Here is a 25,619-nt window from a genome sequence, read left to right on the forward strand (position 1 = left end):
CGACCTTCGGCCCGATGCTTGCGAACGCGTTCTGATCCTTACCCTTCCCGGCATCTGTTGCGCGGGAGGTATTTCCACCGGAGACCTTCGTGTCGGTCGCTTTGTTACCGGACGTCGGAGTGGTCATGAGGAGCTCCTTCTCTTATGGGTCGTTAGCAAGTTGGCAGCCTCATTGCTAATTGTCTGTACGGCCCTGATGGGTGAACATCCCTCGCACCGGTCGAGGAGACGATTTTGCCCAGGACGTTGCGTGCCAACACTTGTTGATCGGTGACCGTCAGCTGTCCCCGCCACGAGCCGAGGAATGTCCACGTCCACGACATGAGCGTGGACAGACGGCTTCGGAACCCGACGACGTAGACGACGTGGACGGCCAGCCACAGGATCCACGCCAGGAATCCGGCGAGTTCGACGCCCCCGACCTTCACGACGGCGTTGAATCTCGAGATCGTCGCCATCGACCCCTTGTCCCGGTACCGGAAGGGAGCGCGGTCGGGTGACGAGTCACGCCCTCGGGCACGTGCTGCGATCTGCTGCGCCGCGTACGGGCCACCCTGGATCGCGACCTGCGCCACCCCGGGGAGGCGGTCGCGGGCCATCATGTCGCCGATCACGAACACCTCCCGGTGCCCCGGCACCGTCAGGTCCTCGCGGACGGCGATCCGCCCGGCGCGGACGAGTTCGGCCCCCGACTGCTCGGCAAGCTGCCGGGCCAGCGGGCTGGCTTCCACGCCCGCCGACCACACCTTGCACGCGGCTTCGATGCGGACGGTCTCGCCTCGCCCGTCCTTGATCGTCACCCCGTCCGCGTCGACGTCGGTGACGGCCGCCCCGAGCCGACAAGGGTCCGGTGCGCCAGTTCGGCTATCTGCCCGGCCATTTCCACTCCGGTGGGCCCTGCGCGGACCACCACGAACGTCATGAGGCGGGCGCGTTCCTCCGCGTCGGTGGACAGTTCGGCACGTTCGAACGCGCCCAGGATCCGGCCGCGGAGTTCGAGTGCGTCGTCGATGGTCTTCATGCCGGGGGCGTGCTCGGCGAAGTGGTCGTTGCCGAAGTACGACTGCCGGGCCCCGGCCGAGACGATCAGACTGTCGTACTCGGTGGTGGTCGTCCTGCCCTGATGGGTCGAGGTGATGCTGCGCCCCGCCAGGTCGATGTCGGTGACGTCCCCCAGCATCACCGAGGCGTTCGACTGCTTCTTCAACACCATCCGCGTCGCCGGCGTGATCTCGCCCTCGGACAGGATCCCGGTCGCCACCTGGTACAGCAGCGGCTGGAACAGGTGGTGGCTGGTCCGGTCGACGACGAGGACGTCGACGTCGGCCCGGCGCAACGCCTTCGCGGCGAACAGGCTGCCGAATCCGGAGCCGACGATCACCACCCGATGACGTGCCTCGGTGCGGGCAGGAGTATTCATGACAAGCTCTTCCCGGATCGCTCCTATCGCCATCCGCACTACTGGTAGGGGTGAAGCGTGCCGCCCGGCGCACGGGGTGTGTCGGGCGGCACGCTGTGGACACGACGCGCCGGAGACTCGAATGTCGGTTCAGGATCCAGCGTGTCGTGGGATCACCTGCGGGCCGGTGACGCCGTTGTCAGCCGGTCTGGATGCGGGTGATCAGATCGGTGAGATAGGTGTAGCTCCTCTTCGCGGCGTCGAGGCCACCGCATTCGACGGACAGGACGACGTCGTGGTCCGCCTCGTGGAGGGTTTTCACGATCCGTTCCCAGTCGATGACGCCGTCGCCGCAGGCGCAGCCGAGCATGCCGCGGACCCTGCCGCGCAGCCGTTTCGCATCGTCGACGCCGATGTCCTTGGCGTGCAGGTGGGTGACGTCCCCGATGATCTGCTCGAGCCACTCGTGCGAGTCGTTCTCGCTGAGGTAGCTGTTCCCGGTGTCGAGGTTGATCGTCAGCGCGGGGCTGTCGATCAGCGTCATGATCTTCTCGAGACGCTCCGGAGTCGCGGTGTACTCGCCGTGCGTCTCGATCGCGATCTTGATGCCGCGCGGCTCGGCCACCTTCGCCGCCTCCTGCAGGGTGTACCGCATCAGCATGTAGTTCTCCGCCTCGGTGGTCCACGTCGGCAGCGGGCCGTCGTCGACCATGATCATCGGGGACCCGACCTCGGCGGCGTAGCGGATCGACTGCTTGAGGTAGTCGACCGACACGTCCGGCTTGGCCAGCGGGGCGTGGCTGGACAGCGACGAGATGCTCAGCCCGCGGGATTCGGCGGCGTCCCGCATGATGAGCGGGTCGTCGAGCATCGACCGGGTGTGGAAGTACCCGGCGGTGCTCAGCAGTTCGCGGCCCCAGTAGACCATCGGTTCGACGAACTTGTAGCCGATCTCCGCGGCCTGGTCCATCGCCCAGTCGAAGGACCCGTTCTCGAACCGCGCGAACTCCAGGTTCAGACCGAGTTTGATCTCTCCCATGCCGGTCTCCGATCAGAATCCGCGGTGCGCGACATAATCGTCGCGGACCTCGCCGTGGTAGGCGGGGACGGTGATGTCCCACCAGCCGGTGGGGTGCATCTCGGTCCACGGCAGTTCGTGCGCGCTCATCGCCTCGATGATCACCGGGCCCGGTGTCGCGAACGCGCGCTCGATCGCGTCGGCCAGTTTCTCCGGGTCCTCGACGCGTTCGGCGCTGCAGCCGAGCGACTGGGCGAACCGGGTGATGTCGGCGAAATACGGTGTCCCGTCGAGGTTCTTCCACCCGGAGATGATTTCGCGCTCCTCACCGAACAGGCTGATCTGGAGGTCCTTGATCGCCTCCCAGCCGCCGTTGTTGAGCACGACGATCACCAGCGGCACTCCCAGCATGGCGGCGGTCGCGATTTCGGTGCCGGTCTGGAGGAAGCTGCCGTCGCCGACCATCGCCAGAACGGGGGTGTCGGGGGCGCCGATCTGCGCGCCGATGGCGGCGGGCACACCGAATCCGATGCCGGAGAACCCGCCGGCCACGATGTTGGTCTTCGGGTCGTAGATCGGGAACTCGTTGAACGCCTGGTTGGCGGGGTTGGACGAGTCGGTGACCAGAATTCCTTCGCGAGGAAGGGCTTTGCGGATCTCCACCATCGCCCGCGAGTTGGTCATGGGCAGGTAGTCGGTGGTCCGCATCGGCCGCAGGTGCTCGTCCCACTGCGCCTTGAGGTCCTGCAGTTCCGCGAAGTAGTCGGTGCTGCGGTAGTCGCGGCCGGGCCCGAGGTCGGTGAGGGCGTTCTGCAGGGACTGCAGGGAGGTTTTCGCGTCGCCGACGACACCCACCTCGACCGGGTAGTTGCGGCCGATCTCGAATCCGTCGATGTCGATCTGCACCAGTTTGGTGCTCGGGATGTCGAACGTGACGCCGGGGCGGTACGAGGAGGTGATGCGGTCGCTGAACCGGCAGCCGACGGCGAGGATCACGTCGGCGGTGCGGGTGACGCCGTTGCCCGGGATCGAACCCATGTCGCCGCACGGCCAGGCGTAGAGGTCGTGGTCGGCGGGGAAGGCGCCCTTGCCCTGGAACGAGTGCGTGACCGGTGCCCCGAGGTGCTCGGCGACGGCCATCAATTCGGCGGCGGCCTCGGCGTGGATGACGCCGCCGCCGGCGACGATGACGGGACGCTTCGCACCGGCGAGCAGGCGGGCGGCTTCGGCGATCACGGCCGGGTCACCGGTGGCGCGGGTGGCGGGCCTGCGGGTGCCGGTGTCGGGGGTGTAGTCGCCGTATTCGGCCTGCAGGTCCTGCGGAATGTCGACGAGCACGGGTCCGCGCCGGCCCTCGTGCATGGTGTTGAACGCCTGGGCGAGCGCCACCGGGAGCTGTTCGAGGCGGCTGGGCTGCCACCAGCGCTTGACGACCGGTTCGACCATGCGGGGGAAGTTGTTGCCGTGCGGGCGGTCGATCTCCTGCAGTACACCCCGGTTCTCCATGTAGGTGTGCACGGCGCCGGTGATCAGGAGCATCGGCATCGAGTCGGCGAACGCGGTCGCCAGCCCGGTGAGGGTGTTGGTGGCGCCGGGGCCGATGGAGGTACAGATCGCGGCGATCTTCCCGGAGGCCCGGTAGTAGCCGTCGGCCATGTGGGCGGCGCCCTGCTCGTGCATGGCCGGCACGAGTTCGATCTCGTCGGCCCGGTCGACGAACGCGTCGAGGAGTGCGGTGTTGCCGTGGCCGGGGATCGCGAAGACCTTCTCGACTCCCTCGCGGATGAGGAAGTCGACGACCATCTGCCCGCCGGTGAGTTGCTGTGTTGTCATGTCTGTGGTTCCTAGCTGTCGGTGACGGTGTCAGACGGACGTGGGCTCGGCCGGGGAAGTCCGGCCTGCGGTCGTGCGGTGCTGTGCGGTGATCGCCTCGGCGACGCGGAAGGCGTTGGCCGCGATGGACAGGGCGGGGTTCATCACGGGCAGGGACGGGAAGAAGGACGAGTCGACGACGTAGAGGTTGTGCACGTCGTGGGCGCGGCAGTCGGCGTCGAGCACGGAGGTCGTGGGGTCGGTTCCGGCGCGGACGGTGCCGGCCTGGTGGGAGTTGACCTCGATGCCGGTGCCCTCGCTGAAGACGAACGTGTACCCGATCTTGCGGAGGATCTTGCGCATCTCGCGGACCAGCACCTCGTGGGCGCGCGTGTTGTTGGGGGTCCACGCGATCTGGATGTTGCCGTCGGCGGTGAGGGTGACGCGGTTGTCCGGATCGGGCAGGTCCTCGGTGAACAGCCACCAGTCGATGCTGCGGGCCGTCGCCTGGCTCAGCGCCCACTTGGGGATCAGCGGACGTTGGCCCTTGATCATCTCGCCCTGTAGTTTCCCGATCAGCTGCACGTGCCCGAGCGGGTAGGGGTGCTCGGCGGTGCCGCGGGTGTAGAAGTCGTTGAGGTACAGCGTCTTCTGGAACTCGGCGGTGTTCTTCTTCAGCGGGTTGATGCCGACCATGATGGAGTTGTTGTGCACCATGTAGTTTCGTCCGACCATGCCGGAGGAGTTGGCGAGACCGCCCGGGTGCGCGGGGTTCGCCGACCGCAGCAGCAGCGCCGCGGAGTTGACGGCGCCGCAGGAGACCACGACGGTGGTTGCCTCGACGACGAGTTCGGTCCCGCGGTGCCGCAGCCGAACTCCGGTGGCCTGCGTGCCGGTGTCGTCGGTCAGGACCTGTTCGGCGTAGGCGTTGGTCAGCAGTTCCACCGTGCCGGAGGCCACGGCGGGACGCACACAGCGCACGTCCGCATCGGACTTGGCAAGCACGCGACAGGGGAACCCGTCGCAGGTCCGACATCGAATGCAACCGCCGCCCTCGCGCAGGTCGATGCCCAGCGGAATGTTCGACGGGGTGTATCCGAGGCGGCACAGGGCGTCGGCGGCCTCCTGCACCGGCGGTTCGTGTCCGATCGCGGGGTAGGGGAACGGTTCGTCGCGGGGCAGGGTCGGGTCGTCGGTGTGGTCACCGTGGACCCGGTACACCTGTTCTGCGCGTGCGTAATACGGCGCGAAGTCGTCGTACGAGAAGGGCCACTCGGGTGATTCGCCGGCCTCGTGCTGCGTCGACTGGAAGTCTTCCCGGCGGAACCGCACCAGCGAGGAACCGTAGAGTTTGGTGTTCCCGCCGACGTAGTAGTACGTGCCGGGGCTGAACGGTCTGCCCTCGGTGTCGTACCACTGCTCGGCGTTCGCGTACCGGTGTCCTTCGAAGACCTCCTGCGGGCTCCAGTTCTGCTTTTCCTGCGGCAGGAAGTCGCCACGCTCGATCAGAAGCACATCGACTCCCGACTCCGCGAGCGCGTAGGCGAGCGTCCCACCGCCCATTCCGCTGCCGACGATGACGACGTCGTAGCTGTGTTTGCTCGGGCCTGTGGGCTCCCCCACGGATGCGTCTCTCATGGGTCCTGCTCCTCGGTCGTAGAGAGTGGTGTGACGAGTTGGTTATACGTATAACTAAAGGTTAGCGACGACGTGGTGGATGTCAACCCCACACGAGCAGCTCATCCCGGCGGGGACGAGCTGCTCGCGGTCGTCAGGGCACGAGTGGTCGAGTGAGATTCTCCGGACGCAGCACGTCGTCGAGCTGCTCGCGACTGAGCAGACCCCGCTCGAGCACGAGCGCGGCCACGGTGCGACCGGTCGCCAGTGCATCGGCGGCAATCGCGGTGGCCGCGGTGTACCCGATGTGCGGGTTGAGGGCCGTGACCACGCCGATGGACGCGTCGACGGTGTTCTTCAAGTGCTCGATGTTCGCACCGATCCCCACGACACACCGCTCGCGGAGTACCGCGCATCCGCGGGTGAGCAGTTCGATCGTCTCGAACAGGCTGTGCGCGATGATCGGCTCGAACGCGTTGAGCTGCAGCTGCCCGCCCTCGGCGGCCATCGTGACGGTCAGGTCGTTCCCGATCACCCGGAAAGCGATCTGGTTGACCACTTCTGGGATCACCGGATTCACCTTGCCCGGCATGATCGACGAGCCGGCCTGCACGGGCGGCAGCGTGATCTCACCGAAACCGGCGCGCGGCCCCGACGACAGCAGCCGAAGGTCGTTGCAGATCTTCGACAGCTTCACCGCGGTGCGCTTGAGTACCCCGGACAGCTGGACGAACGCCCCGACGTCCTGGGTGGCTTCGATCAGGTCGGACGCCGTCGTCACCTCGATGCCGGTGATCGCGGCGAGATGCTCGCGCACCCGCCACGCGTACTCGTGGTGCGCGTTGAGACCGGTCCCGATCGCCGTTCCGCCGAGGTTGATCTCGGAGATGAGCGTCGCCGCCTCCCCGAGCCGCTGCGAGTCCTCGTCGATCATCAGCGCGAACGTCGCGATCTCCTGCCCCAGGGTCATCGGAACCGCATCCTGCAGTTGGGTGCGCCCGACCTTGAGGACGTCGGCGAACTCCGTCGACTTCACCGCGAACGCCGCCGCCAACTCGTGCATCGACGCCCGCAGCCTGGTCAGGGCGGTTTGCAGGCCGGCCTTGATCGCGGTGGGGTAGACGTCGTTGGTGCTCTGGCTCAGGTTCACGTGCTCGAGCGGATGGAGATGCTCGTAGCTGCCGCGGGCGTGGCCGAGCAGTTCCAGGGCCCGGTTGGCCACCACCTCGTTGGCGTTCATGTTGCTGGAGGTGCCGGCACCGCCCTGGATGACGTCCACGACGAACTGGTCCCGGAGGGCGCCTGCCCGTATCTCTTCGCACGCCTGAGCGATCGCCCCCGCCTCGCGCAAGGGGAGCAGGCCGAGGTTCGCATTGGCCTGTGCTGCTGCTTGTTTCACTGCGGCCAGCGCCGACACGAGGTCGGGATGGGCGGAAAGCGGAATGCCGGTGATGGGGAAGTTCTCGGTCGCCCGCAGGGTGTGGATGCCGTAGTAGGCGTCGGAGGGAACTTCCCGGTCGCCGAGGAGATCGTGCTCGAGACGGGTCATCGGTCCGAGGTCACCCGGGTCGGGACGTCGCCCCACGCCAGCGGGGCGTTGCCGAACTTGGCGGCCCGGAGGTCGCCGGAGCGGGCGTGGCCCTCGAACTTCTCGAGCCGCGAGACCCGTCCGCAGATCTCACCTAACTGGGCGCTGGTGTCGAGATTGCGGACCTCCTGGTAGGTGAGCGTCTTGAGGAACTTGCCCACCCAGAGGCCGCCGGTGTAGTTGGCGGCACCTAGGGTCGGGAGGACGTGGTTGGTGCCGATCAGCTTGTCGCCGTACGGAACACACGTGCCTTCGCCGAGGAACAGGGCACCGTAGTTGCGCATGGACGTCAGGGCCTGGCGCGGGTCCTCGGTGAGGATCTGGACGTGCTCGGACGCGAACTTGTCGGCGAGGGCGTAGGCCTCGGTGAGGGTGTCGACGATGTGGACCTGCCCGTGATCGCGCCACGCGGGACCGGCGATGGCGTTGGTCACCAGGCCCGGGAGCAGGGCCTCGATGTGGTCGAGGGTGGCCCGGCCGACCGCCTCGGACGTGCTGATCAGCACGCACGGGGAGTCGGGGCCGTGCTCGGCCTGCGACAGCAGGTCGACGGCGATGGTGAACGGGTCGGCGTGGTCGTCGGCGACGATGAGCGTCTCGGTCGGCCCGGCGAACAGGTCGATCCCGACCTCACCGAACAGTTGCCGCTTGGCCTCGGCCACAAAGGCGTTGCCGGGGCCGGTGAGGATCGAGACCGGGTCGATGGTGTCGGTGCCCAGTGCCAGCGCGGCGATCGCCTGGACGCCGCCGAGGACGAAGATCTCGTCGGCGCCGGCCAGGTGCATGGCGGCGACGCTGATCGGCGGTGCCTCGCCCGCGTTCGGCGGGGTCGTCGCGGCGACGCGTTCGACGCCGGCGACCTTCGCGGTGAGCACGGTCATGTGCGCGGAGGCGGTCAGCGGGTAGCGGCCGCCGGGCACGTACGCGGCCGCGGCGTCGATCGGGACGTTGCGGTGGCCGAGGAAGACTCCCGGCAGCGTCTCGACCTCGATGTCCTGGATCGAGTCCCGCTGCGCCTGAGCGAAGTTGCGGATCTGGCGCTGCGCGAACCGCAGGTCGTCGAGGACGGTCTCCGGCACGGACTTCACGATCTCCGCGACCTGGTCCTCGCTCAGCCGGAACGACTCGGGGGACCAGCCGTCGAATTTCTCGGAGTACTTCCGGACGGCGTCGTCGCCGTTCGCGCGGACGTCGGCGATGACGGCGGCGACGGTGTCGACCACGGCGGGGTTGCTCGCCCGCTGCGCTGGTTCACCGACGGCGGCCTTGAGAACGAATGACATGGGTGCTTCCTTCGGATGAGCGAGGGGCTGGATCTGTTGTCATTCAGCATTGCGATGCCACACCGTTTACGACAGTTGCATTGTGGGAACTATTTGCGTCGGTTCGTGCACGTTCTGTGTACCATTGTTCATGGTCTTCACCGTCGCCGATGCCCTCGAAATCGATCTCCTCAAGGACGCGGGAGCCCGTGTCCTGACCGGATCGGGCAGCCTCGACCGTGAGGTCCGCTGGGTGCATTCCTCCGAGATCTCGGATATCGCCCGCTTCCTCCGGGGTGGAGAATTACTCCTGACCGCCGGGCTCGGAATGGGCAACACGGGCGCCCTCCAGCAGGTGTTCGTGCGCGCAGCCGCTCATGCCGGGGCCGCCGCTCTCGTCATCGAGGAGTCGGGACGGATGTTCGACCGCGTACCGGATGCCGTAGTCGCCGAAGGGCAGGCATGCGACCTGCCGATCATCGCCCTCGCCCGCGAGGTGCCGTTCGCCGGGGTCTCGGCGCAGGTGCACGAGATCCTGACCGACAAGCGCCTGCAGGCGCTCACCTACGAGCGGGAAGTCGAGTCCACATTCTCGAACCTGCTGCTCGACGGCGCCGACTACCTGTCGATCGTGCAGACGCTCGCCGAACTCACCGACGGCACGGTGGTGCTCGAGAACATCGCGCACCGCGTGATGGCGTACGTCGGCGAGTTCGACGAGGAGGCCGGCATCGAGGACTGGGACAAGCACGCGCGGGGCCTCCACAGCGACGACGACGGATGCGTTCGCAGGCCGGTTCTGATGCGCGGTCAGCCGTGGGGTTGGATCCACGTCTTCACCGACCGGCCCGCGGCCGCACGCTCCACCGCCGCGTTCGCAGCGGAGCGCGCCGCCGCGTCCGTCGCGATCTCCCTGCTGACCGACCGGAGCCGGGAAGCACGGGACGACCAGCGGAGCACGGCACTGATCACGCGACTGCTGATCGGCGACCTCTCGGGAACGGAATTCGTCGACCAGGCAGGCCGGCTCGGATATCAGCTGGGGTCGGGACACATCGTCGTCGTCATCGCGAACAAGGACGGCCGCGACGAGTCGTCCGCTCCGCGCGGGGGCCGCCAGCTCGACACCGGGGCGATCCACGCCGACATGGGTGACTACGTCGTGGCGGTGGCGGCGGAATCCGGGCGAACACGCGCCGAACTCGCGGGCCTGCTCGGGAAGATGGAGCACGGGGGCGGCATGAGCCGCGCGGTGCCCGCCTCGATGCTGCAGGTCGCGGTCACGCAGGCGAAGAGTGCCGCCGCGGTGTCGCGCTCCCTGCCCGCCTCACCGATGCTGCATTTCGACGACCTCGGCGTCGAACGTCTGCTCGTGACGTTGGCGCAGGGTCCCGAACTCGCCACCTTCGTCGAGGACGAACTCGGTCCACTGCTCACGAAGGACGCGAAGTCCACGACGCCGCTGCTCCCCACGTTGCGGGCCTTCCTCGCCGTCGACGGCCGCAAGACCGAAGCGGCGGACAAACTCTTCATCCAGCGCCGGACGCTGTACAACCGGCTCGACCGCATCGCCGCGATCCTGGGTAAATCCCTGGACGACGCCGCCACCCGGCAGAGCCTGCTGCTCGCGGTGAAGGGGCTGGATCTGCTCGAGGGGTCGTCGGTCGCGGCGCGGCGGAGCGGGCGACCATGAGTGCGGAGCGGGCGACCATGAAACCGTCGGTAGGGGGTTCTCACTCTGTGCAGTCTGCGCGCGGGAGGTACACGGTCTGTACCTGTTGTGCGGCGCGTCACCTTCGTAGTGTTTTCACCAAGATTCCGGCCATCCAGTCGGTGTTGATCGAAAGTTCACGCACTCGCTACTCGCCGAACGGATGCCTACCCCCGAGGCGCCCGCGGCGGTCCGAGACCTACCGCAAGGACGAAATCATGGCAACACATGGAGCAGGCACCGCTCCCGTGCTCGACCATACACGCGTGCGAAAGGCGCGAATTGCAACATTTTTCGGCTTCTTCCAGTTGGGCGCCGTGATGTTGATGTGGTCGACGAGCACCACCTCGTTGCGTAGTCACCTCGGATGGGAAGGCGACGGCGGCGATTCGCAGTTCGGCCTCCTCGCGCTGTCGATCGGCATCGGCGCAGCCGTCGGTTGCTTCGCCATCGGCCCGTTCATCGATCGGTACGGCCCGCGAAACACGGCCATGCCCACGATGGTGATCTACCCGCTCTGTTACATCCCCCTCGCGTTCCTCGACGGACTGGTCGGAGCGATGGCGATCGGCGTGCTCATCGGGCTGCTGCGCGGCGCCTTCGACACGGCGTTCAACACCCATGGTGTGCAGGTCGAGCGGTACTACGGGCGACCCATCATGTCCGCGTTCCACGCCGCCTACCCGGCGGGTGGCTTCGTTCTCGGTCTCGTCGGCAGCGCGCTGGCCCGGCACTTTACCGACAGCCCGGCCCTCTCCTACATCTCGATCGGCGTGGTGTTGTCGGTCCTCGGTTTCGTCTTCGGCAAGTGGCTCCTCTCCCTCGACGAGTTGCTGCCCCCTGAGCAGGACGAGATTCCGGGCGCAGCCGACCCCGCTCACCCAGGGAAGCGGTCGGCCACCACCGCGACGCTGCTCGTGATGATCGGATTCGGTGTGCTCCTGCTCGGGTCGATGTTGAGCGAGGGCGCGGTCCTGGACTGGGGCCAGGAGTTCGTTCGCCGTGCGGTCGGCACCACGGCGGGGCTGGCGGCGACGGCAGTGACGCTCTACTCGGGTGCGCAGTTCGTCGGCCGGTTGTTCGGCGACAGGCTGGCCGAGTACTTCGGCGCCCGCCTCATCGTCGGCGCGAGCGGAGTCATCGGTGCCGCCGGTGCTCTTCTCGCGATGCTGGGCGGCTCGGCGCCGCTCGCACTCACCGGCTTCGTGCTGCTGGGTCTCGGCCTGGCCTGCATGGCGCCGCTCATGCTGTCGGCGGCCGGGCGACGCGATCCGGAGAATGCGGGACGGAACATCGGTCTCGTCAACGCGATCGGCTACGTGGGCATGCTCGTCGGGCCTGCGGCGATCACGGTCGTCGTCGACAACCTCGGTATCGAATGGATGCCACTGCTGCCGGCCATCCTCCTCGCGCTGATCGCGATCGGTGGTCCCGCGCTGATGCGCCTGGTGCCGCGCTACCACAAGCCGGTCGACGAGGCACACAACGAGCAACGACCCATCGCGGCCGGCTGACCCGGCCCGACCGAACCACTGATGCGGTTCAGCACTCGACAGGGTGCTGAACCGCATCAGCGTCGTGAAGAAGAGCAGATGCATCCGAGAACGACATCTCCGCTGCGAGACTCGGTGCGCATGGCGGACACCGCACGAGAAGCCGGAGTATCGATCGCGACCGTGTCGCCGTTGTCGTGCCCCGCATCGACTCAACCGTCGAGGCCGGCGCCTTTCTCGATACCTTGCCGCTGCGGCGAAAGGTGGATGGGCTCGGGACCGACGCTGCGCGTGCGCTCCTCGGCATCCTGGAGGAGGATCCCCGCAATGACGAGTGACAACGAAGGCACGGTCCTCGATTGGGTCGAGACGACTCCTGACGAACTGCTCGCCCGCCTCTGCGAAACACGACAGATGAACACGAACCGCCCGATCGTCATCGGAATCGATGGCCGGAGTGGGTCGGGAAAGTCCACCGTTGCCGCTCGACTCGCTGCAGCGACCGGTGACAGCGTCATCGTCCATACCGATGACATAGCCTGGCACCACTCCTTTTTCGGTTGGCACCATCTTCTTGCCGACGGCATCCTCTGCCCTCTCCGGCAGTGCGGGGCGCCTGTCTCGTTCCGTCCACCCGGGTGGGTGGCACGCGGACGGCCCGGTTCCATCGACATTCCGGATACCGCGAACGTCGTCTTCGTCGAAGGAGTAGGGGCAACCCACCGCGACCTAGCCGGATGGTTCGACGCCACGATCTGGGTCTCCACCGACCCGGTGGTCGCCTACCGCCGATGCGTCGAGCGTGGGATCGATCCGCCCGGGTTCATCGAGGAGTGGATGACGCGGGAGAATCCGTTCCTCGCCGAAGACCGACCGTGGGACAGGGCAACGGCCATCGTTTCCGGAGAGCGCGCGCCGGCCGGGACGTGAAACGGCCGAATCCCATGTGAGTGGGAAAGCGTGTCCCGGCACACTTTCCCACTCACATGGTCAGTGTCCGGTCGGCCAGTTGTCGGACAGTGTGTAGCCGGTGGGGAAGGGGTCGGCGGGGTCGAGGCCGACCTGGCTGAGTTCGGTGATGTACGCCTGCCCGGTGACGCGGGGTACGACCGCCTCGTAGTCGCCCACGCTGGTGAGCCGGTCGATGCGGCTGGTGAATCGGCTGCCGATCACGGATTCGTGGACGAAGGTCTCACCCACCTCGATCAGGCCTTTCGCTTTCAAAACCGCAAGACGTGCGGACGTGCCGGTGCCGCAGGGCGAGCGATCCAGCCGCCCCGGTGAGACCACGACCGCGTTACGCGCGGTCAGGACGCCCTCGTGGCGGGACAGCGGGCCGACGAATTCGGTCTGGGTGATGCCGGCGAACTCCGGGTTGGTGGGGTGCTGAGCCGGAATTTGCTCCGCTGCTGCGGTTTTCAGCTTCTGCCCGAGTTCGCACAGGTCGCGGGCCTCGTCGGGGACCAACTTCAGGCCGAGGGCCTCGGCGTCGGCGAGTACGTACGCCATGCCGCCCCAGGCGACGTCGACGGTGAGGGTGCCATATCCGTCGAGTTCGAGCGGTACCTCGACCGCATAGGCGAAGGCGGGCTGGTTTTCGAACTCGACGCCGGTGACCTTGCCGTTCTCGCAGGTGCACCGGATGCGGATGAGCCCGGCGGGTGCCTCGAGGACGATGTCGGTGACGGGTTCGACCATGGGGATCATCCCGGTCTCGAGCAGCGCCGTGGCCACACACATCGTGTTACTGCCCGACATCGCCGGATACTCGGTCGACTCGGCGATGACGTAGCCGAGCTGGGCTTCCGGGTCGGTGGCCGGAACGATGTAGTTGACGCAGTGGGTAACTGCGCCGCGCGGTTCGTGCAGCAGCAGCTGACGCAGTTCGTCCTGGTTGTCCCGGAAGTGCTTCATCTTCTCGAATACCGTGGCGCCCGGAACGTCACCGATGCCGCCGGTCACGACGTTGTTGATTTCGCCGCCCACGTGACACTTGACCACGTTGACGATTCGGCTCCATCGCATGTCTTCCTCCGATTCGATGCACTCCGATGTCACTCATCGAAGCAGCGTCAGTATTTGTTCTGCGCCGCGGCCAGCGGCCGTTTCCTCGACTGTCGCACGGCCGGGTACGTAGCCGCTGCTTCCTCGGCGAACATGGCCGGCACACCCCCGGTATGCAGGAACACGAGAGGGCCGGTTAGGCGGGGATCTTTCAGGGCGGCGACGGCCTTGGCGGTGTATACCGGGTCGGTGACGATGCCCTCGTCGCGGGCCAGTTCGGTCATCGCTTCCTGTGATCGGTTGGAGGCGAGGGCATACCCCGGGCCGAGGTAGTCGGTGAACACGGTGGGATCGACCGAGGGAATCTCGAATCCGAGATCGACCGCCGTGGCGGCGACCAGATCCCGGACGCGTCCGCCGAGGTCGGAGTGGATCTGCGCGACGTCGACGCCGACGATGTTCGCCGGGACGCCGAGCAGTGCGGCACCGAGCTCGAGACCGGCTTGGGTGCCGCCGGTCGAGGAGGCGACCACGATGGTGGCGTCGGCCTGTCCGGCGAGGTCGAGCTGGTGGTGGAGTTCGAGGAACGCGGCGGCATAGGACAAGACGCCCAAGCTGGTACTGCCGCCGGCAGGGACGAAGTATGGTCGCTTGTTGCGTTTCCCTTGATCCTGCAGCCGCGCGCACAACTGGTGGGCATGTTCAGTCATCGCGTCCCAGTCGAGAGAGTCCACGAAATGGGCTTCCGCGCCGAACAGGTTGTCGAGGAGCAGATTGCCGCTGGAATGCTCAGGGGCGCTGCCCCCGAGAACGAGGTGCGCGTCGATACCCGCTGCGGTCGCGGCGGCGGCGACCGTGCGGGCATGATTGGACTGCTGCGCCCCGACGGTGACCAGACTGGTCGCGCGGGCGTTCATCGCATCGGCGAGAATCAGCTCCAGCTTCCGGGACTTGTTGCCGCCGGCAGCGAACCCGGTCAGATCGTCCCGCTTGATCCAGACCTCACGGCCCAGGCGTTCGGAGAAGTTCGGCAGCAGATGCAGCGGTGTCGGGGTGGCGGTGAGTCTGATCCTGCACCGCCACCGCCGCGCGAGGATCTCTCGGGCGCGGGCGTCGGCGATGCAGGGCATCAGGTACGAGACGGGATCGGTGACGGAGACGTTCGCCACCGGCCTCTGCGCGCGTGTCATGGGAAGGGTCGCTCCTTTCGAAACGCGTGCGATTCGGGTCGGCGATGCCGGCCGCGGTGGGCCGGCATCGCCGACAGTCGGTGAGGGACCGGTCTACTTGCCGTAGTTCAGGCCGGTCTCGGCGATCAGCTTGGTGAGCTCTTCCTTCTTGTCCGCGGGCAGTTCGCCGTAGGGTGCGCGCGGCACACCGAGGTCGACACCCACGGCCTGTGCGGCGGCCTTGGTGGCCACGGCGTAGCCTTCCTTGCCCAGGAAGTCGAGGACGTTCCACAGGCGCTTGAAGATCTCGAGTGCCTCGGTGTACTTGCCGGCCTTGGCCAGCTCGTAGATCGCCACGGTCTCCTTGGGCGCGAAGTTCGGTGCACCCCAGATGGATCCGGCGGCACCGGCGGAGAAGGCGGGCAGCACGATGGTGTCCCAGCCGACGAACGTGTCGATGGCGTCACCGAGGTTGAAGATGAGGTCGAAGGCCTGCTCGATCGAGCCGGAGGTGTCCTTGATGTACTTCACGGAGTCGGTGCGCTCGAGCAGCTCACGGTAGAACGGGCGGTCGAGGTTCATTCCGGTGACACCGGGCAGGTTGTACGCGATGACCGGGATGTTCGCGGCCTCGCCGACGGTGGCGAAGTATTCGATGACCTCGTGGCGGGTGGGGGCCTCGTAGAACGGCTGGACCAGCAGGACTGCGTCCGCTCCGGCGTCGGCGGCGTGCTTGGACAGTTCGATCGCGTCCGCGGTGCGGGTCGAGCCGGTCTGCGGAGCGACGGGCACCCGGCCTGCGGCCTGGTCGATGACGACCTTGTTGACGAGCTTGCGCTCGTCGAGGGACAGTGCCGCGAACTCGCCGGTGCTGCCACCGGGAACGAGACCGTGCAGACCGTTGTCGATCAGAAAGTCGACGTGGTTGCGCAGTGCGCCTTCGTCGACGGAGCCGTCGGCGGCGAAGGGAGTGGATACGGCAGCGAGGATGCCACCCAGCTTCTTGGTCATGTTCGTGTCCTTGTGTCGTGGTTGGTCGGCTACTCGAGTGCCGTGGATTCTCCGAGTCGATGGCCCGGATCCCGCTCGTCTCCTCGACGTCGTAGATTGACGATTGTCGACAAGTGAACGATAGAAACTTAACTGTGGCGCGCGGTGCTTGTCAAGGGTTCGGGTGACGGGTTCTCATTCGCCGACCCGGAGCGGGTCGTACTTCGCCGGACGGGCGGCGATGACGGCGTCGGTCTTGCGTCCGGCGGTTTCGTGGAGGGTGGCGGCGGCGACGATCGCGGTGACCCCGGTGACGATCAGGATCACCGAGGGGGACATCGGGCTTCCGGTGGCAGAGATCAGCCAGGTCGCAACGTACGGTGCGGTGCCACCGAACAGCGCGACGGAGATGTTGAAGCCGATCGAGAAGCCGGCGTAGCGCACCCGCGAGGGGAAGATCTCCACCATCGCGGCGCCGGAGGCCGACATAAACATGGCCAGGCACACGCCCATGGCGGCGTGGGCGACCATGATGGCGGCGATGTTGCCGGTGGAGAACGCCACGAAGGCGGGGAAGACGATCAGTGTGCTCGACACCGCGCCGAGGATGATGACCGGCTTGCGGCCGAAGTGGTCCGAGAAGCGGGCGAAGACGAAGATCGACACCGCGGCCGACACCAGGCAGGTGACCGTCGACGCGGACGCCATGCCGAACGAGAATCCGACCTCGGCCTGCAGGTAGGTCTCCATGTAGACGAAGATGAAATAGAAGGCGGCGGCCTGGAAGGCGATGCAGCCGACGACTTGCACGATCTGGCGCCGGCTGGTGGCGAGGGCGTCCTTGATGGGAGACTCGCTCACCTCGCCGGAAGCCTGCAAGCGCTCGAACTCCGCTGTGTCGCTGAGCTTGAGCCGGATGTAGAGGCCCACCAGTCCGAGCGGACCGGCGATCAGGAACGGTATCCGCCAGCCCCAGGCGAACATCGCGTCGTCGCTCAGGGCCGCGTTCAAGCTCAGGACGAGGATCGAGGCGGCGGCGTTGGCGAGGTAGCTCGAGCAGTGCCAGAAGCTCACCGTGCGTGCCCGTCGTCCCCGTGCGGCGGACTCGACCAGGAACGTGGCGGCACCGCCGGGTTCGCCACCGGCGGCGAAGCCCTGCAGGATGCGCAGAGCCACCAGCAGGACGGGCGCGGCGATGCCGATGGAGGCGTAGCCGGGCAGCAGGCCGACCGCGAAGGTCGACATCGACATCAAGATGATGACGGTGGCCAGGATCTTCTTGCGGCCCACCTTGTCGCCGAGACGGCCGAAGACGAATCCGCCGATCGGATTCATCAGGAAGGCGACCCCGAATGCGGCGAAGGTCGCCAGCAGGCTGGTGGCGGGGTTTTCGGAGGGGAAGAAGATCTGCCCCAGGAGTACGGCGAGGAACCCGTAGGCCGCGAAGTCGAACCAGGTGATGAAGTTTCCGATGGCCGCCGCGGTGATGGCTCGACGCATCTCCGAGCCGTGCAGATGGCCCTGGTGTTCTGTCATGGACGCTTCCGATCGATTCGTGGGCACCCGCACAAGTTGTAGTGCGGTCTATTGTCGACAAGTGACTTCCTGATTGTTGTCCGGGTCACACGCAATGTCAACGTCGAGTAAAGCCACTTCGCGCGCGCCCGGTCACCTGCTTGCGGGGTGAAGGTGAGGGTCGCCAGGCGCGCTCCGGGCGCCCCGGGCGATCCGCGGTCGTATGCGCAATGGTCGGCGAAAGATGCTGACAGTAAACCGATCCAGTCGCCGTTGACAGTGAATGTGATCGGTGTCATAGTTTGCGCCATGTTGGTCGATTGTCGACCACCCTGTGGGGTGCGGTCTCGACCACGTTCCCTAATCACCGGAGGTAGTGATGTCACTTTCACGTGGGCTCAGGAGTTCGGCAGCCCTCTGCGTGGGTCTCGCCGTCGCGACAGCACTCGGAGCATGTGGATCAGGGTCAGCCGGATCCTCGACAGAAACGGATCTTCTCGGCGACATCAAGTCTGCTGGGGTGTTACGGGTCGGCGTGGCGGTGGCGCCGCCCATGACGATCCAACAAGCCGACGGGACCATGTCGGGACCAAATCTGATCCCCTTGCGGCATTTGGCCGAACAGCTCGGTGTAGACGGTACCGACCACATGGGGAAACATAGTGTCGGGCCTGGTATCGGACAAGTACGACTTCGCGGCGAACCTCGACAAGACCGAGGAGCGCGAAAGGGCAATTTCCTTTACCGATGCCGTGTACATGCCGCACGGGGTGTTCGTTGTCCTGGACAACTCGGCGGAACACACCGCTACGGATATTTTCGCCGCGGAGCTTCCGATCGCCACGAGTCAAGGTTCGGCGCACGAGGCGAAGATCGTCGAATTGGGTGGCAAGACATTACCGATCGACACCTATCCGAATGCGGTTCAGGCGGTCAAGGCGAAGCGGGCCGTTGCCGAGTTCACCGACCTCCCCACCGCCGAAGCGCAGGTGCAGGCAGATCCGTCGCTCAAGATCGTGGTGCCCGATCCGCTGATCTACCAAGCCACCGCCAATTACGGGGTGCGGAAGGACACCGATCAACGATCCCTCGAGGCGGTCAACGCCGCGATTGCCGAAACCGAGGCCGCCATGGTCGACGCACTCGCGGATGTCGGCTACATGGATATCGGCGAACTCGGCGCCATGCAGAAGGTTGCCAAATGAGCGCCTTCCAGTTCGACTGGACCGCGGCCCAGGGTGCGCTGCCGTTCATGCTCGACGGTCTGATCGCGACCATCGAGATCACCGTCTTGACAGTCTCCATCAGTATGGTCCTGGCGGTGCCGGTGGCGGTGGCCAGGATGTCCGAGGTGCGGCCGGTCAGGTGGATCGCTCAGGCCTACATCGAACTCTTCCGGTGCACCCCACTGCTGGTTCAGTTGTTCTGGATCTTCTACGGTCTCCCCATCCTGACCGGGGGCTCGTTCAGCGGCTTCACGTCGGCGCTGGTGGCACTGACGGCAAACCTGACGGCCTTCATGGCAGAGGCCTATCGAAGCGGATTTCAGAATGTCCCCGTCGAACAAATCGAGGCGGGGCGCATGCTCCAGCTGACATCCGTGCAGCGGCTCCGGCACATCATCGTTCCTCAGGCCCTGCGACAGCAGCTGCCGGTCATCCTCTCGCTGAACATCTCCACCTTCAAGGACACCGCGCTCGTGTCGACCATCGCCGTGGCCGACCTGATGTTCGTGGCCAACACCCAAGCCACCCTCACCTATCGGCCGGTCGAAATCCTGACGTTGGCTGCCGCGATGTACTTCACGATCGCGTTCCCGATCTCGCTGATAGCGAGCACCATCGAGCGAAAGATGAGGACCGTGGCACCACCGCGTCGCAGGAACATGCTCACCCTCGAGAGGAAGGGGACATTCGCGTGAACGAACGACACACCGACACCGTGACATTGGACGACTCGACCGGGCACGAAGGGCGGCAGGGAACCGCGATGGTATCGGCGCGTGGACTGCACAAGACCTTCCACAACCGGCGTGTCCTCGACAACGTCGACTTCGACCTCCATCGTGGCGACATCACCGTCATCATCGGGCGAAGCGGATCCGGAAAGAGCACTCTGCTCCGGGCCGTCGCCGGCCTGACCGAGCCGGACAGCGGTTCGATCGCTGTCGACGGAAAAGTGGTCTTCGACGACGGCAACCGGACAGCTGCATGGGCGTCGGCGCGAGCCGACATCGGCATGGTGTTCCAGAGCTACACGCTCTGGCCCAATATGAGTGTGAGTCGAGAATCTCGTGGTTGCGCCGAGTAAGGTGCGCGGCGGACACCGCCGGGATCTCAGGGCCGACGCTGCCCGTGCGCTCGGTGAAGTGGGCATGCAATCGCACATCGACGCGCGACCCGCGCAACTCTCCGGTGGTGAGCGGCAGCGGGTGGCAATCGCTCGGGCATTGATGATGAAGCCGAAACTACTACTGTGCGAAGAAATTACGAGTGCATTGGACCCGCCGGTGGCGGCAGAGGTGCTCGGCGTCCTCACACGGTTGAAGCAGGACGAGGGCATCTCGGTCGCCTTGGTCACCCACGACATGGCCTTCGCTGCGAAGGCGGCAGACCGGCTGGTGTACTTCTCGGAAGGCAAGATCGTGGTGGACGCGACACCTGAGGAAGCATTCACGCAGTGCCGCAACGAGGAGTTGCGGAAGTTCGTGGATGCGGTTCGGTTCTAGCACGGCATCGCGCTCGCGCGCGAAGCCGCCGCGGCAGGGCACGACGGATACGCGAACTCCAACGGAGAATCTCCGTTGGAGTTCGCGCTTGCGTGCCCAGCCGCGGCGCTCCCTCCCGTCCGAGCATTCCGACGACCGCCCGGCCGTCACCGGACTGCGAAAGCCGCCCTGCCGAATCAGGCACCGCAGGAGGATGACTGGTTCGGCAGGGCGGTCAGAAAGCGATCGTGGGTGCGGGCGTGTGTCAGGAGCAGCGGGCGGGGATGTACTGCCCGACTCCGTTGAGCGTGGGTGCGGTCCGGGTTGCGTTCGCCAGGCCGACCGTCACCGGCCCTCGGGACGGGTCGACGTCGCGCATGATCGACCACGGCACCCGGAACACGCGGCCGGGGGAGGCCGCCCAGGGCAGTGTCCGGGCGGTCACGACGCGGCCGTTCTGGGAGACGGTGACCTTGGGGAACCGGACGAGCGTGTCCGTCCACAACAGCAGGCGCTGCCGCGGCGGCGCCGGGTCGCCCGGGCGCAGCAGGCCGGGAGATACCCACCGGAACGGTTTTTCGGCGAGAATGCGCAGACCCTCCCCGGTGGGAGCGGGCGCATTTGCGTCGAGGTAGCCGGCCACCTGATCGGCGACGAAGGTGCCGTCGAGTGCGGCGATGTCGGCGGTGTCGACCGGGTGCAGGACGTTGCCGGCGGCGAAGACGCCGCGAGCGCTGGTGCGCAGCGCGGTGTCGACCAGTGGCCCCTTGGTGCCGGGATCGAGTTCGATGCCTGCGCTGCGGGCCAGTTCGTGGTCGGGGATCCAATCGCCGGTGAAGATGACGGTGTCGCAGTCGATCTTCGTCCGGACGCCGGTGTCGAGGTGTTCGATCTCGATCGCTTCGACGTTCTTGCGGCCGATGATACCGACGACGCGGGTGCGGGTGGCGATCGCGAACCGGAACAGCGCCTTGCCGGGGATGTTGAAGGCGGCGTACGACTCCGGTGAGGGGTATTGCGTGGTCATCAGTACGGTGTCGCAGCCGGCGTGGCGCAATGTCATTGCCGCGGACCAGCTCACGAGTTCGCCGCCGACGATGACGGCACGTTTGCCGACGCGACCGTGGTGCAGGTGCACGAGATTCTGCAACTGCCCGGTGGTGTACACGCCGGCGGGTCGATCACCCGGGATCAGGCGGGCCGGCCGGGCCCGCTCACGGGCACCGGTCGCGAGGACGAGTGCCTTCGCCTCCACCCGCAGCAGTCCGGCCGGGCTGGTGACATCGAGCGCGCCGTCGGGGTGGACGGCGGTGACCGTCGCATCGGTCCGGATGTCTGCCCCGGCGTCAGTCGCCGACCGGACCAGGCGCTCGGCGTACGCGGGACCTCCGATGAAGGTGTGGAGGTCGCGGATGCCGTACCCGGGGTGGTCGCAGTGCCTGGGGATTCCGCCGGCACGGCTCTCCCGGTCGAGGACGAGGGCGCGGCGGCCGTGGACCTTGCCGAGCCGGGTGGCAGCGGACAGGCCCGCCGGGCCGCCCCCGACGATCGCGATGTCGGTCGTGACCACGGTGCGTGGTGAGGTAGGGACGCTCATCGGTTTTCCTTCGGTGTCGTGGCGGCGGAGCGGCCGGCGCATCGGTAGCCCTCGGCGAGGGCGCCCACCTCTGCCCCGCAGAAGAAGCCCTGGCATCGGCCGTTCATGGCGCGGGTGCGCCGGCGCAGACCCTCGAGCCCGGCCGGGGGAATGAGCGAGGCGTAGGCATCGCGGATCTCACCGGCCGTGACCCGCTCGCAGAAGCAGACGACCTTGCCGTATTCGGCGTCCGCGGCGATGCGCGCACCGTCCTGGTACGGGCGGGTGAACGCCTCACCGATGTTCGGCATCGCCGGCGGGTCCGGTAGCTCGGCGCGGGGTTCGCCGAGAGCATCGGCCTTGGTGAGAAGTTCACCGACGTACTCGGCGACGGCCATTCCGGACGTCAGGCCGGTCGACCGGATGCCGCCGACCAGGACGTACCGCTGATCGGTGTCGACCTCGATGAGGTAGTCACCGTAGTCGGCTGCGGCCCGGAGCCCGGCATAGGTGGCGGTGACCTCTTCGTCGAGCAGCCGGGGCAGGAGCTTGGCGCCCTTGCCGAGCAGGAATTCGAACCCTTTCGCCGAGGTGCCCGTCGCCGACCGGTCGGTGAGGTCCTCTGCGGTCGGGCCGAGCATGACGTTGCCGTAGATGGTCGGCGAGACGAGCACACCCTTTCCCCGGGAGGTGGGAACGGGCAGCACGATCTTGTCGACCAGGGGGCGGGCCAGCTTGTCGTAGACGAGCAGTTCGCCGCGGCGCGGGGTGATGTGAAAGCGGTCGTAGCCGAAGGCCTGATCGAGGAAGTCCGCCCCGAGACCGGCCGCGTTGATCACCCAGCGGGCGGTGATGTCGCCCGCCGAGGTGTGCAGGGTGGTGCGGTCTGCCTCGACCGTCACCGAATCCGCACGAGTGTCGGTCCGCAGCGTCACCCCGCGGGCGACCGCGTCGGTGGCCAGCGCGAGGTTGGTCGTCCAGGTGCAGATGATGGACTCGTCCGGCACGGTCAGACCGCCGAGAACGCCCTCGCCGAGATCGGGCACCATCCCGTACACGGTGTCGGCGTCCACGATTTCGCACTCGGTGTAGCCGTTGGCGGCGGCCTTGTCCCGCAGACTCGGCAGAGCGTCGAACTCCTCGTCGTTCCAGGCGACGAGGATCGCCCCGGTGTGTTCGACGGGAATTCCGGTCTGCTCGGCGTATGCCGACAGCAGGGTGTAACCGCGGCTGACCATCCGTGATTCGAGCGTGCCGGGTTTCGCGTCGAATCCGGTGTGCAGGATCGCGGTATTCGCCTTGCTGGTGCCGTCACCGACGTCGTCACGGGCCTCGACGAGCGCGATGGTGAGGTCGTATCCGGCCAGTTCGCGGGCGATCGCCGAGCCGACGATGCCGGCACCGAGGACGACGAAGTCGTAGTCGGTGGGGGTGGGTGAGTCAGTCATCGTTTCTCCTGTGGAAGCGTCGCGTGTGCCGCCGACGTCCAGTGGTGTCGGAATTCTGCTGCGCGGTCGGGTGACCAGCGAGGTTCGTAGGTGGTGGCGGGAGTCCAGTCGGTGACCGCGTCGGCAAGGGACAGGCCGGGATTCATCGCCAGGCGCGCGCACGCGGCCGCGCCGAGAGCGGTCGCATGCGAGGAGGGATAGACGTCGATGGGGATCTGGGTCAGGTCCGCGGTCGCCTGCATCAACCGCCGAGACTGGGTGAGCCCCCCGTCGACGCGCAGCCGGGTGAGTGGGCCGCCCAGATCGACCTCCACGGCCGACACCAGCTCGGCGGTCTGCGCCGCCAGGCCTTCCAATACCGCGGCCACCAGCTGCGCCCGATCGGTGGACAGGGTCATTCCGGTGAACGAGGCGGTCGCGTCCGGTCGCCACCACGGTGCGGCCAGTCCTGCCAGCGCCGGGACGAAGTAGGTGCCTCCGGAGTCCTCGGCGGCGGTGCTGTCGAGGTCCCGCGCTGACGCGATCAGCCCGAGGTCCTGTATCCACCGGATCGCCGACGCGGCGGTGTACGCCTGCCCGTCCACGCAGTAGGACGTCTGCCCCCGCACGTTCCACGCCACGCAGGACGCGAGCTGGGAGGCCGAGCGCACCGGGCGCAGGCCGGTGTTGGCGAGCAGGAACACTCCGGTGCCGAAGGTGCACTTGGCGGTGCCGGGATCGAGGCACTGCTCCGCCAGCAGCGCCGCCTGCTGGTCGACGATCAGCCCGCCCACGGCGGCGCTCCCGCCGAAGGCATCGGTCTTGCCCACCAGGGCGTCGTTGCCGACGATCTCGGGCAACCGCTCCTCGGCGAGTTCGAACAGCTCCAGCAGTTCCCGATCCCACGCTCCGGTGTCGAGACCGGTCAGCAGCGAGCGGCTCGCGGTGGCGGTGTCGGTGACGAATTCGCCGGTCAGGTGATGCACGATCCAGGTGTCGGTGGTGGTGACCACGCCCTCGCGGGAGACGTTGCGGCGCAGCCACTGCATCTTGGGCGCCGAGAAGTACGGGTCCAGAATCAATCCGGTCCGCTGTTCGACCCAACTCCGGGCGCCCGCCTTGTCGCGACACAGCGTTTCCGACCGGCGGTCCTGCCAGACCACAGCCGGGCTCAGCGGTCGTCCGGTCTCCGGATCCCACACCAGGACGGTCTCGCCCTGGTTGGCGAGGGAGACGGCCGACACCGGCACTCCCGCCTGGGTGACCGCCTTTCGGCCGGCGCCCAGGACGGAGTGCAGCAGGTCCATCGGATCCTGCTCGACGCCGCCGTCTGCGAGATACGTTGGGCGTACGGTGTTCTCGGCGATGGCGAGGATGTCGCCGTCGTCGGAGACGACGACCGCCTTGGTCCCGGACGTGCCCTGGTCGATGGCAAGGACTGCCACGATCTCTTCCTTTCGAGAGTGTGAGCGCCGGATCAGAACAGCGCGGATGCGCCGGCGGACTCGATGGCGTCGCGGATCCGGTCGGGCGGACACTGGTCGGTGATCACTGCCTCGACGCGGTCGAATCCGCAGACCCGGTGTGGGGCAACGCGACCGAATTTCGTCGCGTCGGCCAGGACGTAGCTCTTGGCGGTGCCGGCGAGGATCGTCTTGCGGGTAGCGGCCTCGTCGATGTGGAAGTCTGTCAGCCCGGCATCGGCGTCGAGACCACCGGACCCGAGGAACGCGACGTCGGCACGAATGTTCGAAAAAAACTCGAGTGCTTGATGATTCGAGCACGCGAGATCGCCACCCCGCACCCGGCCGCCGGAGACGAGTACCTCGACGCCCGTCCGCCCGGCAAGTTCGGCAGCGACCAGCAACGAGCAGGTGGCGACGGTTCCGCGGAAGGAGTTCGGCAGGGCACGAGCGACCTCGAGGACGGTGGTGCCGACGTCGAAGATCAGTGTCTGTCCCGGGAACACCTGCTCCGCGGCCAACTTCCCGATCCGGCTCTTCGTCTCGTGCCGCTCCGCCGATCTCTCGGCGAACGGTGCCTCCTCGCCGACCGTGTCGGTGTCGATGGTGGCGCCGCCGTGTACGCGAACCAGGACGCCGGTGCGTTCGAGGGCCACGAGGTCGCGGCGGACGGTCTCCGGGGACACGCCCAGCAGTCGTGAGAATTCCTCGGTGCTGACGATCCGGCTCACTCGCAGTGCCTCGGTCATCCGGCGGTGACGTTCTGCTGCGAGCATGGCGACCCTCCTGATTCTGTGGATTATCGAGGACTGTTGACTGTAATTGTGGACTGTTGTGGGGCGTCGGTCAAGACGTTTCGCAACTCTTT

Annotated in this window: 19 protein-coding genes and 2 pseudogenes; 7 read left to right on the plus strand and 14 right to left on the minus strand. The window is 66.9% G+C overall.

All coding sequences use genetic code 11. The annotated features are described in order from the left end of the window. Positions 1-152: 152 nt before the first annotated feature. The 6 genes and pseudogenes from I1A62_RS32130 to hisD all read right to left on the minus strand — a co-directional run bounded on the left by I1A62_RS32130 (position 153) and on the right by hisD (position 8,717). Positions 153-1,420, minus strand: a pseudogene (locus I1A62_RS32130) (NAD(P)/FAD-dependent oxidoreductase). A 178-nt stretch (positions 1,421-1,598) separates the two neighbouring features. Continuing rightward, complete coding sequence (locus tag I1A62_RS32135; protein WP_219456317.1) at positions 1,599-2,438, minus strand: sugar phosphate isomerase/epimerase; 840 nt, start codon at positions 2,436-2,438, stop codon at positions 1,599-1,601. Positions 2,439-2,450: 12 nt separating this feature from the next. Continuing rightward, the gene (locus tag I1A62_RS32140; RefSeq protein ID WP_219456319.1) at positions 2,451-4,250 is read right to left on the minus strand and encodes a thiamine pyrophosphate-binding protein; all 1,800 of its coding nucleotides are present in this window, start codon (positions 4,248-4,250) and stop codon (positions 2,451-2,453) included. Between the two features lie 30 nt (positions 4,251-4,280). Continuing rightward, complete coding sequence (locus I1A62_RS32145) at positions 4,281-5,867, minus strand: GMC family oxidoreductase (protein WP_219456320.1); 1,587 nt, start codon at positions 5,865-5,867, stop codon at positions 4,281-4,283. A 133-nt stretch (positions 5,868-6,000) separates the two neighbouring features. Beyond that, the gene (locus I1A62_RS32150; protein ID WP_219456322.1) at positions 6,001-7,395 is read right to left on the minus strand and encodes an aspartate ammonia-lyase; all 1,395 of its coding nucleotides are present in this window, start codon (positions 7,393-7,395) and stop codon (positions 6,001-6,003) included. Beyond that, entirely contained in the window at positions 7,392-8,717 is a 1,326-nt protein-coding gene (gene hisD / locus I1A62_RS32155; RefSeq protein ID WP_219456325.1) for a histidinol dehydrogenase, read from the minus strand. The genes I1A62_RS32150 and hisD overlap by 4 nt, the downstream gene beginning before the upstream one ends. Positions 8,718-8,847: 130 nt before the next feature. Between hisD and I1A62_RS32160 the strand changes: the two genes are divergently transcribed. The 3 genes from I1A62_RS32160 to I1A62_RS32170 all read left to right on the plus strand — a co-directional run bounded on the left by I1A62_RS32160 (position 8,848) and on the right by I1A62_RS32170 (position 12,830). Further along, a complete protein-coding gene (locus I1A62_RS32160; protein WP_219456327.1) occupies positions 8,848-10,389 on the plus strand; it encodes a PucR family transcriptional regulator in 1,542 nt (513 codons plus the stop codon). Positions 10,390-10,625: 236 nt separating this feature from the next. After that, positions 10,626-11,921: an MFS transporter gene (locus tag I1A62_RS32165; RefSeq protein WP_219456328.1), complete on the plus strand. Its 1,296-nt coding sequence runs from the start codon at positions 10,626-10,628 to the stop codon at positions 11,919-11,921. Positions 11,922-12,167: 246 nt separating this feature from the next. Continuing rightward, positions 12,168-12,830, plus strand: coding sequence for a uridine kinase (locus I1A62_RS32170; protein WP_219456330.1), 663 nt, complete (start codon positions 12,168-12,170; stop codon positions 12,828-12,830). Positions 12,831-12,890: 60 nt separating this feature from the next. Here the strand turns inward: I1A62_RS32170 and I1A62_RS32175 are convergent, their stop codons facing one another. The 4 genes from I1A62_RS32175 to I1A62_RS32190 form a co-directional block, all read right to left on the minus strand. After that, positions 12,891-13,925: a proline racemase family protein gene (locus tag I1A62_RS32175; protein ID WP_219456331.1), complete on the minus strand. Its 1,035-nt coding sequence runs from the start codon at positions 13,923-13,925 to the stop codon at positions 12,891-12,893. A gap of 47 nt (positions 13,926-13,972) precedes the next feature. Beyond that, positions 13,973-15,094 (minus strand): 1-aminocyclopropane-1-carboxylate deaminase/D-cysteine desulfhydrase, encoded by a 1,122-nt coding sequence (locus I1A62_RS32180; protein WP_219456333.1) that lies wholly within the window; start codon positions 15,092-15,094, stop codon positions 13,973-13,975. A gap of 93 nt (positions 15,095-15,187) precedes the next feature. Continuing rightward, positions 15,188-16,084 carry a dihydrodipicolinate synthase family protein gene (locus I1A62_RS32185; protein WP_219456335.1) on the minus strand — a complete coding sequence of 299 codons (897 nt, stop codon included), beginning with the start codon at positions 16,082-16,084 and terminating at the stop codon, positions 15,188-15,190. 174 nt (positions 16,085-16,258) lie between these two features. Then, a complete protein-coding gene (locus I1A62_RS32190) occupies positions 16,259-17,599 on the minus strand; it encodes an MFS transporter (protein WP_219456336.1) in 1,341 nt (446 codons plus the stop codon). Positions 17,600-18,228: 629 nt separating this feature from the next. On the opposite strand from I1A62_RS32190, the pseudogene I1A62_RS32195 reads away from it, so the two are divergent. The 4 genes and pseudogenes from I1A62_RS32195 to I1A62_RS32210 form a co-directional block, all read left to right on the plus strand. Then, positions 18,229-18,783, plus strand: a pseudogene (locus I1A62_RS32195) (transporter substrate-binding domain-containing protein); the annotation flags it as partial. Beyond that, complete coding sequence (locus tag I1A62_RS32200) at positions 18,780-19,499, plus strand: amino acid ABC transporter permease (RefSeq protein WP_219456339.1); 720 nt, start codon at positions 18,780-18,782, stop codon at positions 19,497-19,499. The pseudogene I1A62_RS32195 and the gene I1A62_RS32200, both read left to right, overlap by 4 nt. After that, entirely contained in the window at positions 19,496-19,888 is a 393-nt protein-coding gene (locus tag I1A62_RS32205; RefSeq protein ID WP_219456340.1) for an ATP-binding cassette domain-containing protein, read from the plus strand. The genes I1A62_RS32200 and I1A62_RS32205 overlap by 4 nt, the downstream gene beginning before the upstream one ends. Position 19,889: 1 nt before the next feature. Beyond that, the gene (locus tag I1A62_RS32210; RefSeq protein WP_257890980.1) at positions 19,890-20,306 is read left to right on the plus strand and encodes an ATP-binding cassette domain-containing protein; all 417 of its coding nucleotides are present in this window, start codon (positions 19,890-19,892) and stop codon (positions 20,304-20,306) included. A gap of 244 nt (positions 20,307-20,550) precedes the next feature. Here I1A62_RS32210 and I1A62_RS32215 read toward each other — a convergent pair whose 3' ends face one another. Genes I1A62_RS32215 through I1A62_RS32230 form a run of 4 tightly spaced genes read right to left on the minus strand, consistent with a single transcriptional unit; the run spans position 20,551 to position 25,527 of the window. Continuing rightward, a complete protein-coding gene (locus tag I1A62_RS32215; protein ID WP_219456344.1) occupies positions 20,551-21,882 on the minus strand; it encodes an NAD(P)/FAD-dependent oxidoreductase in 1,332 nt (443 codons plus the stop codon). Then, on the minus strand, positions 21,879-23,309 hold the full coding sequence (locus I1A62_RS32220) for an NAD(P)/FAD-dependent oxidoreductase (protein WP_219456345.1): 1,431 nt from the start codon (positions 23,307-23,309) through the stop codon (positions 21,879-21,881). The genes I1A62_RS32215 and I1A62_RS32220 overlap by 4 nt, the downstream gene beginning before the upstream one ends. Beyond that, positions 23,306-24,733 (minus strand): FGGY family carbohydrate kinase, encoded by a 1,428-nt coding sequence (locus I1A62_RS32225; RefSeq protein ID WP_219456347.1) that lies wholly within the window; start codon positions 24,731-24,733, stop codon positions 23,306-23,308. Before I1A62_RS32225 ends, I1A62_RS32220 begins: the two co-directional genes overlap by 4 nt. Positions 24,734-24,765: 32 nt before the next feature. Further along, positions 24,766-25,527, minus strand: a complete 762-nt coding sequence (locus I1A62_RS32230; protein ID WP_218272313.1) for a DeoR/GlpR family DNA-binding transcription regulator — start codon at positions 25,525-25,527, stop codon at positions 24,766-24,768. Between the last annotated feature and the right edge of the window lie 92 nt (positions 25,528-25,619).

Source organism: Rhodococcus sp. USK10 (assembly GCF_019378875.1).
GTDB lineage: Bacteria > Actinomycetota > Actinomycetes > Mycobacteriales > Mycobacteriaceae > Rhodococcus_F > Rhodococcus_F pseudokoreensis.

Bases quoted from the DNA above. Each gene is read 5' to 3' on its own strand.
- I1A62_RS32135 (WP_219456317.1), bottom strand. From the start codon at position 2,438: ATGGGAGAGATCAAACTCGGTCTGAACCTGGAGTTCGCGCGGTTCGAG.
- I1A62_RS32140 (WP_219456319.1), bottom strand. From the start codon at position 4,250: ATGACAACACAGCAACTCACCGGCGGGCAGATGGTCGTCGACTTCCTC.
- I1A62_RS32145 (WP_219456320.1), bottom strand. From the start codon at position 5,867: ATGAGAGACGCATCCGTGGGGGAGCCCACAGGCCCGAGCAAACACAGC.
- I1A62_RS32150 (WP_219456322.1), bottom strand. From the start codon at position 7,395: ATGACCCGTCTCGAGCACGATCTCCTCGGCGACCGGGAAGTTCCCTCC.
- hisD (WP_219456325.1), bottom strand. From the start codon at position 8,717: ATGTCATTCGTTCTCAAGGCCGCCGTCGGTGAACCAGCGCAGCGGGCG.
- I1A62_RS32160 (WP_219456327.1), top strand. From the start codon at position 8,848: ATGGTCTTCACCGTCGCCGATGCCCTCGAAATCGATCTCCTCAAGGAC.
- I1A62_RS32165 (WP_219456328.1), top strand. From the start codon at position 10,626: ATGGCAACACATGGAGCAGGCACCGCTCCCGTGCTCGACCATACACGC.
- I1A62_RS32170 (WP_219456330.1), top strand. From the start codon at position 12,168: ATGGGCTCGGGACCGACGCTGCGCGTGCGCTCCTCGGCATCCTGGAGG.
- I1A62_RS32175 (WP_219456331.1), bottom strand. From the start codon at position 13,925: ATGCGATGGAGCCGAATCGTCAACGTGGTCAAGTGTCACGTGGGCGGC.
- I1A62_RS32180 (WP_219456333.1), bottom strand. From the start codon at position 15,094: ATGACACGCGCGCAGAGGCCGGTGGCGAACGTCTCCGTCACCGATCCC.
- I1A62_RS32185 (WP_219456335.1), bottom strand. From the start codon at position 16,084: ATGACCAAGAAGCTGGGTGGCATCCTCGCTGCCGTATCCACTCCCTTC.
- I1A62_RS32190 (WP_219456336.1), bottom strand. From the start codon at position 17,599: ATGACAGAACACCAGGGCCATCTGCACGGCTCGGAGATGCGTCGAGCC.
- I1A62_RS32200 (WP_219456339.1), top strand. From the start codon at position 18,780: ATGAGCGCCTTCCAGTTCGACTGGACCGCGGCCCAGGGTGCGCTGCCG.
- I1A62_RS32215 (WP_219456344.1), bottom strand. From the start codon at position 21,882: ATGAGCGTCCCTACCTCACCACGCACCGTGGTCACGACCGACATCGCG.
- I1A62_RS32220 (WP_219456345.1), bottom strand. From the start codon at position 23,309: ATGACTGACTCACCCACCCCCACCGACTACGACTTCGTCGTCCTCGGT.
- I1A62_RS32230 (WP_218272313.1), bottom strand. From the start codon at position 25,527: ATGCTCGCAGCAGAACGTCACCGCCGGATGACCGAGGCACTGCGAGTG.